The organism is Mesorhizobium sp. WSM3873 (assembly GCF_001672445.1).
Taxonomy (GTDB): Bacteria; Pseudomonadota; Alphaproteobacteria; order Rhizobiales; family Rhizobiaceae; genus Mesorhizobium.
The window spans coordinates 104,996-118,556 of record NZ_LYTM01000004.1; the positions used below are offsets into that span (position 1 = coordinate 104,996).

A 13,561-nucleotide genomic window follows, 5' to 3' on the forward strand; every position below is an offset into this window, starting at 1 on the left:
CTCAATGTATCTGAAAAATCTAGCCGGCATCCTGCCTGTCGAGGGAACAGCTTCCCCCGATCTGGAGGTTACCGGTCTCTCCTCCGATTCCCGCCAGGTAAGACCGGGCGTCGTTTTTTTCGCGCTCGCCGGCAGCAAGGCTGATGGCTCGACCTATGCCGCCGATGCCGCCGGCCGCGGCGCTGCCGCAATCGTGGCGGCCAGAGGCAATACCATCTCCGGTCTGTCGATCCCGGTTCTTGCCGTCGATGATCCGCGTCTGGCATTGGCGCTGAGCGCGGCGCGCTTCTTTGGCAAGCAGCCTCGGACGATGGTCGCCGTCACCGGTACCAGCGGAAAGACATCGGTTGCCGCCTTCACCCGCCAGATCTGGGAGCAGGCAGGTTTTGCCGCCGCTTCGATCGGCACGACGGGCGTGGTGGCGCCTGGCCGCAACGAATATGGCTCGTTGACCACGCCCGATCCCGTCGCCCTGCACCAGTTGCTCAAGGAACTGGCGGAGGCAGGGGTAACGCACGCCTCGATGGAGGCTTCCAGCCATGGTCTCGACCAGCGTCGGCTCGACGGCGTCAAACTGGCCGCCGGCGGCTTTACCAATCTCGGCCGCGACCACATGGATTACCATCCGACGGTTGAGGATTATCATCGTGCCAAGCTGCGTCTGTTCGACACGCTGCTGCCGAAGGGGGCGCCGGCCGTGATCTTCGCCGACGATCCCTGGTCGCAGCCGACGGTTCATGCCGCGCGGGCAGCGGGCCTGAACGTGCTGACAGTCGGCCGCCACGGCGAATTCCTGACGCTGAAGCGCGTCGAGCATGAGCGGCGGCGCCAGCGTGCCGAGGTGGAGGCCGATGGTGTGCTTCACGAGATCGACCTGCCGTTGGCAGGTGATTTCCAGATCGCCAACGCGCTGGTTTCGGCCGGCCTCGCCATCTCGACTGGAACATCCGTTGATAAGGCCTTGGCCGCATTGGAGAAACTCAAAGGTGCGCCGGGCCGCCTCGACCTTGTGGGCACGACGGCCGCCGGCGCTCCGGTCTATGTCGACTATGCGCACAAGCCCGACGCGTTGGAAAATGTCCTGACCTCGGTTCGTCCGTTCACCACGGGCCGGGTCGTTGTCGTCTTCGGCTGCGGCGGCGACCGCGATCGCGGCAAGCGGCCGATCATGGGCGAGATCGCGACCCGGCTCGCCGATGTCGTCATCGTCACCGACGATAATCCGCGCACGGAAATCCCTGAAACCATCCGCGCGGCAATCCTTGCCGCGGCGCCCGGCGCCATCGAGATCGGCGACCGCCGCAAAGCGATCCACGAGGCCGTCGCCATGCTCCATGCCGGCGATACGCTCATCGTCGCCGGCAAGGGGCATGAGGAAGGCCAGACGATCGGCACCGAAACCTTCCACTTTTCCGATCATGAGGAAGTGCGCGAGGCGCTTCAGGAGCGCGCCGCATGAGCTTGCTCTGGACGTCGCAAGCGCTTGTCGAGGCCATGGGCGGCAGGCCGATCGGCTCGCTGCCGGAAGGCATCACCGGCATTTCGATCGACAGCCGCAGCCTCGAACCGGGCAACGCCTTCTTCGCCATCAAGGGCGAGACGATGGACGGCCACGATTTCGCAACCGCTGCAGTGAAGGCGGGCGCTGCGGTGCTGGTGGTGGCCGAGGGCAAGCTGCCGTCGCTTGGCCGGCTGACTGCGCCGATGATTGTCGTGCAGGATGTGCTTGCAGCGCTGGAAAAGCTCGGCATTGCGGCGCGCGCTCGCTCACGGGCCAAGATCATCGCGGTGACCGGCTCTGCGGGCAAGACGACCACCAAGGAAGCGCTGCGCCATGTGCTGTCGGCGGTCGGCAAGGTGCACGCCTCGGCGCAGTCGTTCAACAATCACTGGGGCGTGCCGCTGACCTTAGCCCGCATGCCCGCAGACTGCGACTACGCGATCTTCGAGATCGGCATGAACCATCCGGGCGAGATCAGGCCGCTGGTCAAGATGGTGAGGCCGCATGTCGCGATCGTCACGCTGATCGCGGCCGCCCATCTAGGCTTCTTCAAGAATCTCGACGAGATCGCCATGGCCAAGGCCGAGATTTTCGAGGGCATAGAGGCCGGCGGCGCCGCGCTGCTCAATCGCGACGATCCGCGTTGGAAGCTGCTCGGGAAAGTGGCCAAGGATGCGGGTGTCGAGCATGTCTTCGGTTTCGGCGAGAACGCCCGCTCGGCCTTCCGGCTTGTTGGCTGCGACCTTTATGCCGACCACTCCGATATCGCGGTCAAGATCGGCAAGAGGGACGTGACGGCCCGTGTCGGGGCGCCCGGCCGCCACATCGTGCAGAATGTGCTGGCGGTGCTTGGCGCCGCGCAACTGGTCGGCGCCGATCTCGACAAGGTCGCGGCGGCGCTCGCCGATCTTTCGGCCGAGCGCGGGCGCGGCCGGCGCCACATTTTGCGCCATCCGAACGGTCCGATCACGCTGATCGACGAGAGCTACAATGCCAATCCGGCGTCAATGGCGGCAGCCATGGCGCTGCTCAACGCCACGCCGGTATCGGGCGAGGGCAGGCGCATCGCGGTGCTTGGCGACATGCTGGAACTCGGCAGCCATTCGGCGAAGCTCCACGCGGCGCTTGCCGAACTTATTGTCGGCACAGAAACGCGCAACGTCTTTCTCGGCGGCCCGGAGATGCGGGCACTGGCCGAGGTTTTGCCTTCGGATGTCGAAACCGAGTACCGGCCAGGAGCCGAAGAGCTGAAGCCCGTCGTCATGTCGGCGATCAGGCCGGGCGACGTGGTGATGGTCAAGTCGTCGAAAGGCATCGGCTTTTCAAAGCTGGTCGAGGCATTGCTCGGCAAATTTCCGGCGGAAGCCGCAACCATTGAACCGACCTGAGGTCGGGATCCGGGGGACCGATGCTCACTTTACTCGTTGATTTCGCGGACAAGATCTCGGCCTTCAATGTCTTCCGCTACATCACCTTTCGCACCGGCGGTGCGCTGATCACTTCGGCGCTGATCGTCTTCATATTCGGACCGACCATCATCAATTCGCTGCGGCTTCGCCAGGGCAAGGGGCAGCCGATCCGCGCCGACGGACCGCAGACACATTTCAAGAAGGCCGGAACGCCGACGATGGGCGGGCTGATGATCCTGTCCGGCATCATCGGCTCCTCGCTTCTGTGGGCAAACCTCTCCAGCATCTATGTCTGGGTGGTGCTTTTGGTCACCGTCGGCTTCGGCTCGATCGGTTTCTACGACGACTATCTCAAGGTGACGAAACAGTCGCATCTGGGCTTCTCCGGCAAGGCGCGGCTGGCGATCGAATTCGTTGTCGCCGGCATCGCGGCCTGGGTGATCATGCACAATGGCCAGGCGCCGTTCTCGTCGTCGCTGACCTTCCCGTTCGCCAAGGAATTCCTGATCAATCTCGGCTGGTTCTTCGTGCCGTTCTCCTGCTTCGTGATCGTCGGCGCCGGCAATGCGGTGAACCTGACCGACGGTCTGGACGGGCTGGCGATCGTGCCGATCATGATCGCTGCGGCGTCGTTCGGCGTCATCGCCTATCTTTCCGGCAACGCGGTGTTCGCCGAGTATCTGCAGATCCATTTCGTTCCCGGTACCGGCGAACTGGCGGTCGTGCTGGGCGCCGTCATCGGCGCCGGCCTCGGCTTCCTGTGGTTCAACGCGCCGCCGGCCGCGATCTTCATGGGCGACACCGGCTCGCTTGCCATGGGCGGCCTGATCGGCACCATCGCTGTCGCCACCAAGCACGAGATTGTGCTGGTCATCGTCGGCGGCCTGTTCGTGGTGGAGATCCTGTCGGTCATCATCCAGGTCGGCTACTTCAAGATGACCGGCAAGCGCGTCTTCCTGATGGCACCGATCCATCACCATTTCGAAAAGCTCGGCTGGACCGAAAGCCAGGTGGTGATCCGCTTCTGGATCATCGCCGTCATCCTGGCGCTGGTCGGCCTCTCCACCCTCAAGCTCAGATAGGATGCCCGCTTGATCGCCGCCGCTTCATTTGCAGGCAAACGCGTTTCGCTCTTCGGGCTCGGCGGGTCGGGGATTGCCACCGCGCATGCGCTGATCGCCGGCGGCGCCGAGATCCTCGCCTGGGACGACAATCCGGACAGCGTCGCCAAGGCAGCAGCCGCCGGGATCGCGACCGGCGACCTGCGCGGCGCCGACTGGTCGCGCTTTGCGGCCTTTGTCCTGTCGCCCGGGGTGCCGCTCACGCATCCGAAGCCGCACTGGACGGTGGAACTGGCGCGCGGCGCCGGCGTCGAGGTGATCGGCGATATCGAGCTGTTCTGCCGCGAGCGCATCCAGCGCGCGCCGGCCGCACCCTTCGTCGCGATCACCGGCACCAACGGCAAATCGACGACCACGGCGATGACGGCGCACATCCTGAAGTCGGCCGGACGCGACACCCAGATGGGCGGCAATATCGGCCGCGCCATCATGACGCTCGATCCGCCCGAGGCCGAACGGCACTATGTGGTGGAGTGCTCTTCCTACCAGATCGATCTCGCGCCCTCGATCAATCCGACCGCCGGCATCCTGCTCAATCTGACGCCCGACCATCTCGACCGCCACGGCACCATGGCCCATTACGCCTCGATCAAGGAAAGGCTGGTCGCCGGCAGCGACACCGCGATCATCGGCGTCGACGATTCCTGGTGCGCCCAGATCGCCGACCGGCTGGAGCGGGCAGGCCGGCAAGTGATCCGCATTTCCAAGCGCCTGCCGCTGACCGACGGCTATTTCGCCGACGGCACGAATCTGATGGAAGCCGTGCACGGTCGCTACAGCCGCATCGCATTCCTGGAAGGCATCGGCTCGCTGCGCGGCCAGCACAATGCGCAGAATGCGCTCGCCGCCGTCGCCGCCTGCCTCAGGGTCGGGCTGGAACTCGGCGAGATCCAGGCGGGGCTGGAAAGCTTCCCGGGGCTGGCGCACCGCATGGAGCAGGTGGGCCGCAAGGATCATGTGCTGTTCGTCAACGATTCCAAGGCGACCAATGCCGATGCGGCCGCTCCCGCGCTGTCGAGCTTCAACCGCATCTATTGGATCGCAGGCGGCCTGCCCAAGGAAGGCGGGATAGAGCCGCTGCGCGGTTTCTTCCCACGCATCGCCAAGGCCTATCTGATCGGCGAGGCCGCTCCCGCTTTCGCCGCCACGCTCGGCGAGGCGGTGCCTTACGAAATTTCCGGAACGCTGGCGGCCGCGGTCGAGCACGCCGCCCATGACGCCGCGGGCGACACCGGCGGCGAGGCCGTCGTCCTGCTTTCGCCGGCCTGCGCCAGTTTCGACCAGTTCAAGAATTTCGAGGTTCGCGGCGAAGCCTTCAGGCAAGCTGCGACTGCTATTGATGGGGTGAAACCCATCGGAGGGCCACGTTGATGCAAAGCCGTCTCGACAAAAGTCCGGTCGCAACCTGGTGGTGGACGATCGATCGCTGGTTCCTGGCGGCATTCCTGTCGCTGATGGGGCTCGGCATCGTCCTGTCCTTCGCCGCAAGCCCGGCGGTCGCCGAGCGCATCGGTCTCGACAGCTTCCACTTCGCCACAAGACAGATCATCTTCACCATCCCGGCGCTCGTCGTGATGCTGGCGGTTTCCTTCCTGGAAGCGCGACAAATAAGGCGCATGTCGCTGGCGATGATCTGCATCATGCTGGTGCTGATGGTGGCGGTTCTCTATATCGGCGTCGAGGTGAAGGGCGCGCGGCGCTGGGTATCGCTCGCCGGGCTCTCGATCCAGCCGTCCGAGTTCCTGAAGCCGGCCTTTGTCATCATTTGCGCCTGGCTGTTTGCCGAGCACAAGCGCCAGCCAGACATTCCCGGCAATCTGTTCGCCATGCTGCTGCTGGCCTTGGTGATCTCGCTGCTGATCGCGCAGCCGGATCTCGGCCAGACCATGCTGGTGCTGGGCACCTGGGGCGTGATGTTCTTCATGGCCGGCCTGCCGTGGTTCTGGATCGTCGCGCTGGGGGCTGCCGGCGTCGGCGGCGTGTTCGCGGCCTATACAGTGTTTCCGCATGTGGCCGCCCGCATCGACAAGTTCCTCACCGGCGAAGGCGACACTTTCCAGGTCGACATGGGCCGCGAGGCGCTGATCAATGGCGGCTGGTTCGGCGTCGGCCCAGGCGAGGGCACGGTGAAGCGGGTCATCCCCGACAGCCACGCCGACTTCGTGTTTTCGGTCGCGGGCGAGGAGTTCGGGCTGATCATGTGCTTCTTCATTATGTCGATTTTCGCCTTCATCGTGCTGCGAGGATTGAGTATCGCGCTCAAGGAGCATGACGACTTTACCCGTTACGCCGTCGGCGGGCTCGTCACCATTTTCGGCCTGCAGTCGGCCATCAACATGTGCGTGAACCTACAGTTGATGCCGGCCAAGGGCATGACGCTGCCCTTCATTTCCTACGGCGGCTCCTCGCAGATCGCGATTGCCGTCTCGATGGGCATGGTGTTGGCGCTGACGCGCAAGCATCCCGAAAAGCGCAAGCAGATTGGCTATGCCTTCTCGCAGCGCGCCATGCCGGCGGAATGAGGCGGGATGTCGAGGGGTGTCATCCTGCTGGCGGCCGGCGGAACGGGCGGACATCTGTTCCCAGCCGAGGCGCTTGCGCATGAACTGATCGAGCGGGGCTGGGAGGTGCATCTTGCCACCGACCGCCGCGCGGAGCGCTACTCCGGCCACTTTCCAGCCGCCGCGATCCACTCCATCCGCTCGGCGACTTTGGGCTCGAAGAATCCCTTCGCCGTGCTCGCCGCCTTCTGGACGATCTGGCAAGGCGTGCGGCAAGCGGGGCGTGTCATCGCCAGGATCAAGCCCGACGCCGTCGTCGGCTTCGGCGGGTATCCGACATTGCCGCCGCTCTATGCGGCGACACGGCGCAAGGTGCCGACGCTGATCCATGAGCAGAACGCCGTCATGGGACGTGCCAACAAGGCGCTGTCGAGCCGGGTCGATGCGATTGCCGGCGGGTTCCTGCCCGAGGGGGAAAGCGCGGCCGGCGCCAAGACGGTGACCACGGGCAATCCTGTGAGGCCGCAGATACTTGAAGCGGCGAAATCGCCTTATGCCGCGTCGGATGCCAGCGAGCCGTTCCGCTTCCTGGTCTTCGGCGGCAGCCAGGGTGCCCAGTTCTTTTCCGATGCTGTGCCGGCGGCGATAGCGCTTTTGCCCGAAGCGCAGCGCAAGCGGCTGGCGATCACCCAGCAAGCGCGCGCGGAAGACGTGGCGCGAGTGAAGACCGCCTATGCCGATCTCGGCGTCGACGCGCAGGTCTCGCCCTTCTTCACCGATATGGCGGCGCGCATGGCGGCCGCACATCTGGTGATGTCGCGGTCCGGTGCCTCGACCGTATCGGAGATCGCGGTCATCGGACGCCCGGCGCTGCTGGTGCCTTACCCGCATGCGCTCGATCACGACCAGGCGGCGAATGCCGCGGCACTTGCCGCCGCCGGTGGGGCCGAGGTCCATCAGCAATCGACGCTCTCGGCCGAGCGGATCGCGGCGTTGGTCGGCGGGCTGATGGAGGATCCCGGCCGGCTGACCGCAATGGCCGCGGCTGCCCGCTCGGCCGGAAAACCCGACGCGGCGCGGTTGCTCGGCGATCTGACAGAGGCTATTGCGTCCGGCAAAACGGTTTCCGACTACAGGAGGACGCGCGCATGAAGATGCCGCAGACGATCGGCCTCGTGCATTTCATCGGCATCGGCGGCATCGGCATGAGCGGCATTGCCGAGGTGCTGCACAATCTCGGCTACAAGGTGCAGGGCTCGGACCAGGCGGACGGCGCCAATGTGCAGCGGCTCCGCGACAAGGGCATCGAATGCTTCGTGGGCCACAAGGCCGAGAACGTCGGCGAGGCCGAGGTGGTCGTGGTGTCGACCGCCATCAAGAAATCCAACCCTGAGCTCAGGGCGGCGCGCGAGAAACTGCTGCCGGTCGTGCGCCGCGCCGAGATGCTAGCCGAGCTGATGCGCTTCCGCCAGGCGGTCGCCATCGGCGGCACGCATGGCAAGACGACGACCACCTCCATGGTGGCGACGCTGCTCGAAGCCGGCGGACTCGATCCGACCGTCATCAATGGCGGCATCATCAACGCATATGGTACCAATGCCCGCATGGGTGACGGCGAGTGGATGGTGGTCGAGGCCGACGAGAGCGACGGCACGTTCCTGAAACTGCCGGCCGACATCGCCGTCGTCACCAACATCGATCCCGAGCATCTCGACCACTATGGCAGCTTCGACAAGGTGCGCGAGGCCTTCCGCCAGTTCGTCGAGAACGTACCGTTCTATGGTTTCGGCGTTATGTGCACCGACCATCCAGAGGTGCAGGCGCTGGTCGGCAGCATCGAGGACCGGCGCGTCATCACCTATGGCGAGAATGCCCAGGCCGACGTGCGCTTCGCCAATCATCGCATGGACGGAGCTACATCCGAGTTCGACGTGGTGATCCGCGACCGCAAGGGGCGGGGCACGACGACGATCACGGGTCTGCGGCTGCCGATGCCCGGCCGCCATAATGTCTCCAACGCGACGGCAGCGATCGCGGTCGCGCATGAGCTTGGTCTGTCCCCCGGAGCCATCAAGAAAGGCCTGTCATCCTTCGCCGGCGTCAAGCGACGTTTCACGCACACCGGTTCCTGGAACGGCGTCGAGGTCTTCGACGATTACGGCCACCACCCGGTCGAGATCGCGGCGGTGCTCAAGGCCGCGCGCGGAGCCACAAAGGGCCGCGTCATCGCGATTGCGCAACCGCACCGCTTCACCCGGCTGCACGACCTGTTCAATGAGTTTTCCGTCTGCTTCAACGATGCCGACACGGTCATGGTGGCGCCCGTTTACGCGGCCGGCGAGGAACCGATCGAGGGGGCGACCTCGGACGCGCTGGTGTCGCGCATCCGTGCCGGCGGCCATCGCGACGCGCGCTATATCGAAGGCCCGGCGGCGGTCGCGCCGGCCGTCCGCGAACTTGCCAAGCCGGGCGACTTCGTCATCTTCCTCGGCGCCGGCAACATCACGCAATGGGCCTATGCGCTGCCCAAGGAACTCGGTGGGGCCCCCTTATGATGCGCGGCCAGGACCTGATCGACAAGCTCGGCGACAAGCTTGCCGGCCTGCGCGGCCGCGTCACGCCCAATGCCGAGATGGACAAGATCACCTGGTTCCGTGCCGGCGGGCTGGCGGAAGCGCTGTTCCAGCCGGCCGACGAGGAGGATCTCGCGGCCTTCCTACGCGCGGTGCCGGAGGAAATCCCGATCACGGTCGTCGGCGTCGGCTCAAACCTTCTGGTGCGCGACGGCGGCATTCCCGGTTTTGTGGTGAGGCTCTCCGCCAAGGGGTTTGGCGAGGCCGAGGTCACCGGATCGACCACCATCAAGGCTGGCGCAGCAACGCCGGACAAGCGCCTGGCCGCCGTGGCTTATGAAGCCGGCATCGGAGGGTTTCATTTCTTTCACGGCATCCCGGGCGCTGTCGGCGGGGCGCTGAGGATGAATGCTGGCGCCAATGGCGTCGAGACGCGCGAGCGCGTGGTCGAGGTGCGGGCGCTCGATCGCGCAGGCAATGTCCATACGCTGAGCAATGCGGATATGGGCTATGCCTACCGCCATTCGTCGGCGCCTGGCGGATTGATCTTTACCTCGGCCATCTTCGAGGGCCCCCCGGGAGACAAGGTTGCGATTAAAGCGGCGATGGACGCCGTGCAGAACCATCGCGAGACGGTACAGCCGATCCGCGAGAAGACCGGCGGTTCGACCTTCAAGAACCCGGAAGGCTCGTCGGCGTGGAAAGAGATCGACAAGGCCGGCTGCCGCGGGCTGATGATCGGCGGCGCGCAGATGTCTCCCATGCACTGCAACTTCATGATCAACACCGGCACCGCGACCGGCTACGATCTCGAATATCTCGGCGAGACGGTGCGAGCGCGGGTGCTGGAAAATTCGGGCATCCGCCTGCATTGGGAGATCAAGCGGCTGGGCAACTTCCGGCCGGGTCACGCGGTGCAGGAGTTCCTGGGCCAGCTTCTTTAGCTCGCTGCGATGTTCAAGTAGTGCTTGAACTTGCGTCGTCGGCGACGCCGTCAAGCGTTACCGCAAAGACTCAACAACACACTTTTCTCGCCCGTTTTCGCGGAAAGTGAATCTCTCGGAATCATAGGTACTTGCCAGGGAATCAACTCTCTGATTCTCTGCTCTAAAGCGTTTCCTGATTTGAGTCGTTTGACGCGTTACCCGCGTTTTCCGTCTGGGGGGCAACCTGCCGGAAGACCCGGACTCAATGTGCGGAAATGTTGCGTGCGGAAATATTGGTTGCAGGCCCGGCGTGAAAGGGGAAGGCGGGATGAAGAAGAAGCATGTGGCTGTTCTCCTGGGGGGATTTTCCTCGGAGCGGCCCGTGTCTCTGTCGTCGGGGAAGGCATGTGCGGATGCGCTCGAGAATGAAGGCTATCAGGTCACCCGCGTCGATGTTTCGCGCGATGTCGGGTCTGTGCTTGCCGAGCTCAAGCCCGATGTCGCCTTCAACGCGCTGCATGGCCCGTTCGGCGAGGATGGCACCATCCAGGGAATTCTCGAATATCTCGGAATTCCCTACACCCATTCGGGCGTGCTCGCTTCGGCGCTGGCCATGAACAAGGAGCAGGCCAAGAAGGTCGCCAAGGCGTCCGGCATTCCCGTCGCGGAATCGAAGGTGGTCAACCGCTTCTCCGTCCAGAACAAGCATCCGATGAAGCCCCCTTACGTGGTGAAGCCGGTCAATGAAGGCTCGAGCTTCGGCGTCGTCATCGTGCACGAGGGGCAGTCGCATCCGCCGCAAGTCATCGGCTCGTCCGAATGGAAGTATGGCGAGATCGTCATGGTCGAGCGCTACATCCACGGGCGCGAGTTGACCTGCGCGGTGATGGGTGACGTGGCGCTTGGGGTCTGTGAAATCATCCCGACCGGTCATTCCTTCTACGACTACGATTCAAAGTACGTCCCGGGTGGATCAAAACACGAAACCCCTGCAAAAATTTCACCGAATATTTACCAAAAAATACAGACACTGGCCCTCAAGGCTCATCTTGCTATCGGTTGCCGGGGCGTTTCCCGGTCGGACTTCCGTTACGACGACCGTCACTCCGAAAACGGCGAGGTTGTCTGGCTCGAGATCAACACCCAGCCGGGCATGACGCCGACGTCTCTGGTGCCTGAAATCGCCGCGCAAGCGGGGCATTCGTTCGGCGAATTGTTGAGTTGGATGGTGGAGGACGCTTCGTGTCTGCGTTGAGGTGGGGCCAGGGCAAGGGCCGCGGGACTGGGCCCGCGCTGTTCGGCGTGCCGCTATCGTTCGACCATTTCGTGTTGCCGCGCCAGCTTCGGCGGCCGGTGCGTTTGCTTGCCCGTCTCTGCGATGGCGAGTATGAGGCGCCGCGCTTCTCGGCTGCGATCCTCTCGGCTGCCTTGTTGGCTTCCGCCGGAGCCTACGGGGCCTATCTCGGCGGCTACGCCGACAGCATCGTGCAGGGCGTGACGGCCCGAACCGGTTTTGCCGTCGACCAGATCAAGGTCGTCGGCAATCGCCAGACTTCCGAGATCGATATACTGGACCGCCTCGGCCTCGATGGCTGGACGTCGCTGATCGGCTTTGATGCCGAGGCTGCGCGCGAGCGCATCGCGACGTTGCCCTGGGTCGAGGTTGCGGCCGTGCGCAAGATCTATCCTCACACGCTGGAGGTCCGTGTCGAGGAGCGTGAGCCCTTCGCGCTCTGGCAGCAGGGCAATTCGCTTTCGGTCATCGAGCGGTCGGGCGAGGTGATCGCGCCGTTCTCGGGCGGCAAGCAGGCTTTGCTGCCGCTGATCATCGGCACGGGCGCGCCGGCCAAGGCGCCGGATTTCCTGGAGAGGATCAAGCGCTATCCCGAGCTGGCGGCGCGGGTCAAAGGCTATATTCGTGTCGGCGAGCGGCGCTGGGATCTCAAGCTGGAGAACGGCATCACCGTGAAGCTGCCGGAAGACGGCGAGGATCAGGCGATCGCCGAGCTCGTCAAGCTTGATCATGACAACGGGCTGTTGACGCGCGACATCGCTGCCGTCGACATGCGGTTGTCCGATCGCCTGGTCGTCGAGCTCTCGCCGGAAGCTGCGGCGCAGCGCGAAGCCGCGCTCAGCGACAAGCCGAAGTCCCTGACGAAACGCAAGCCGGAGACGAAGATATGAGCTGGCTTGGCGGCGGCGGTGATGCCTCTTCGCGCCGGTCGGGCACGCTGACGGTGCTCGATGTCGGCTCGAGCAAGGTATGCTGCGTGGTGGCGAAGCTGAAGCCGCGCGAGGACGGCAAGCTGTTGCGCGGACGCTCGCATCGCATCCAGGTGATCGGCATCGGCCATCAGAAGTCGCAGGGAGTTAAGTCGGGCGTCGTGGTCGATCTCGACCGCGCCGAGCATGCCATCCGTCTCGCTGTCGACGCCGCCGAGCGCATGGCGGGGCTCACCGTCGATTCCCTTATCGTCAACATGACGGCCGGCCGGCTGAAGAGCGAGGCCTTTTCGGCAACCATCAATCTCGGCGGCCATCAGGTCGAGGAAGCCGACATCAAGCGCGTGCTCGCTGCCGGCGCGAAGCAGGCGCTGCGGGCCGAGCGAGAGGTGGTTCATTCGCTTCCCGTCGGCTTCTCGCTCGATGCCGAGCGCGGCGTGCGGGATCCCCGCGGTATGGTCGGGGAGACGCTGGGCGTCGATATGCATGTGCTGACCGGCGATGCTGCGCCGATGCGCAATCTCGAGCTTTGCATCAACCGCTCGCATCTGTCGGTCGAGCGCATGGTGGCGACGCCGTATGCCAGCGGTCTCGCGGCTTTGGTCGACGACGAGCTCGAAATGGGCGCGGCCTGCATCGATATGGGCGGCGGCACGACCACGATCTCGGTGTTCTCGGAAGGCAAGTTCGTGCATGGCGACGCCATCGCTATCGGCGGCAATCATGTGACGCTCGACATGGCCAAGGGTCTGTCAACTTCGCTCGACGCCGCCGAGCGGCTGAAGGTAATGCATGGCTCTGCGCTGCCGGGCAGCGCGGACGACCGCGACCTGGTTTCCATCCAGCCGATCGGCGAGGAGGGCGAGCTGCCGCTACAGATCCCACGCTCGGTGATGACGCGGATCATCCGGGCGCGCATCGACGAGACGCTGGAGCTTTTGCGCGACCGGCTGAACAAATCGGGCTACGGCAACGCCGTCGGCAAGCGGGTCGTCCTCACCGGCGGCGCCAGCCAACTGGCGGGCCTGCCGGAGGCGGCGCGCCGCATTCTTGGACGCAATGTGCGCATCGGCCGGCCGCTCGGCGTGGCAGGCCTGCCGGAAGCGGCCAAGGGGCCGGCGTTTTCGACCCCGGTCGGGCTTCTGATCTATCCTCAAATGGCGAGCTTCGAGAGCCATTCGGCGAAAGGACTTTCCGGTTTCAGGATGACCGGAACGGGCGGAAAACTGCATCGCATGAGTCAGTGGTTGAGAGACAGTTTTTAATTTGACGGGGACAGCCCCAAAGGCGGCCGCAGCGGCGAGGCG

11 protein-coding genes are annotated in these 13,561 nt (G+C 64.6%); all 11 read left to right on the top strand.

The annotated features are described in order from the left end of the window. Positions 1-4: 4 nt before the first annotated feature. The 11 genes from A9K71_RS04110 (at position 5) to ftsA (ending at position 13,519) form a co-directional block, all read left to right on the top strand. Positions 5-1,459 carry a UDP-N-acetylmuramoyl-L-alanyl-D-glutamate--2,6-diaminopimelate ligase gene (locus A9K71_RS04110; RefSeq protein ID WP_066990731.1) on the top strand — a complete coding sequence of 485 codons (1,455 nt, stop codon included), beginning with the start codon at positions 5-7 and terminating at the stop codon, positions 1,457-1,459. Next, on the top strand, positions 1,456-2,889 hold the full coding sequence (locus A9K71_RS04115) for a UDP-N-acetylmuramoylalanyl-D-glutamyl-2,6-diaminopimelate--D-alanyl-D-alanine ligase (RefSeq protein WP_066990733.1): 1,434 nt from the start codon (positions 1,456-1,458) through the stop codon (positions 2,887-2,889). Before A9K71_RS04110 ends, A9K71_RS04115 begins: the two co-directional genes overlap by 4 nt. A gap of 20 nt (positions 2,890-2,909) precedes the next feature. Further along, positions 2,910-3,992 carry a phospho-N-acetylmuramoyl-pentapeptide-transferase gene (mraY, locus tag A9K71_RS04120; RefSeq protein WP_066990736.1) on the top strand — a complete coding sequence of 361 codons (1,083 nt, stop codon included), beginning with the start codon at positions 2,910-2,912 and terminating at the stop codon, positions 3,990-3,992. Between the two features lie 9 nt (positions 3,993-4,001). Then, positions 4,002-5,402 (top strand): UDP-N-acetylmuramoyl-L-alanine--D-glutamate ligase, encoded by a 1,401-nt coding sequence (murD, locus tag A9K71_RS04125; protein WP_066990739.1) that lies wholly within the window; start codon positions 4,002-4,004, stop codon positions 5,400-5,402. Next, entirely contained in the window at positions 5,402-6,553 is a 1,152-nt protein-coding gene (gene ftsW / locus A9K71_RS04130; RefSeq protein ID WP_066990742.1) for a putative lipid II flippase FtsW, read from the top strand. The genes murD and ftsW overlap by 1 nt, the downstream gene beginning before the upstream one ends. A gap of 6 nt (positions 6,554-6,559) precedes the next feature. Next, positions 6,560-7,684, top strand: a complete 1,125-nt coding sequence (murG, locus tag A9K71_RS04135) for an undecaprenyldiphospho-muramoylpentapeptide beta-N-acetylglucosaminyltransferase (protein ID WP_066990745.1) — start codon at positions 6,560-6,562, stop codon at positions 7,682-7,684. Continuing rightward, the gene (murC, locus tag A9K71_RS04140; RefSeq protein WP_066990748.1) at positions 7,681-9,087 is read left to right on the top strand and encodes a UDP-N-acetylmuramate--L-alanine ligase; all 1,407 of its coding nucleotides are present in this window, start codon (positions 7,681-7,683) and stop codon (positions 9,085-9,087) included. The genes murG and murC overlap by 4 nt, the downstream gene beginning before the upstream one ends. Further along, positions 9,084-10,049: a UDP-N-acetylmuramate dehydrogenase gene (gene murB, locus A9K71_RS04145; RefSeq protein ID WP_066990751.1), complete on the top strand. Its 966-nt coding sequence runs from the start codon at positions 9,084-9,086 to the stop codon at positions 10,047-10,049. Before murC ends, murB begins: the two co-directional genes overlap by 4 nt. A 310-nt stretch (positions 10,050-10,359) precedes the next feature. Then, entirely contained in the window at positions 10,360-11,286 is a 927-nt protein-coding gene (locus A9K71_RS04150) for a D-alanine--D-alanine ligase (RefSeq protein ID WP_066990754.1), read from the top strand. Further along, a complete protein-coding gene (locus tag A9K71_RS04155) occupies positions 11,274-12,215 on the top strand; it encodes a cell division protein FtsQ/DivIB (RefSeq protein ID WP_066990756.1) in 942 nt (313 codons plus the stop codon). The genes A9K71_RS04150 and A9K71_RS04155 overlap by 13 nt, the downstream gene beginning before the upstream one ends. Next, positions 12,212-13,519 (top strand): cell division protein FtsA, encoded by a 1,308-nt coding sequence (gene ftsA / locus A9K71_RS04160; protein ID WP_066990759.1) that lies wholly within the window; start codon positions 12,212-12,214, stop codon positions 13,517-13,519. Before A9K71_RS04155 ends, ftsA begins: the two co-directional genes overlap by 4 nt. The last annotated feature ends 42 nt before the right edge of the window (positions 13,520-13,561 follow it).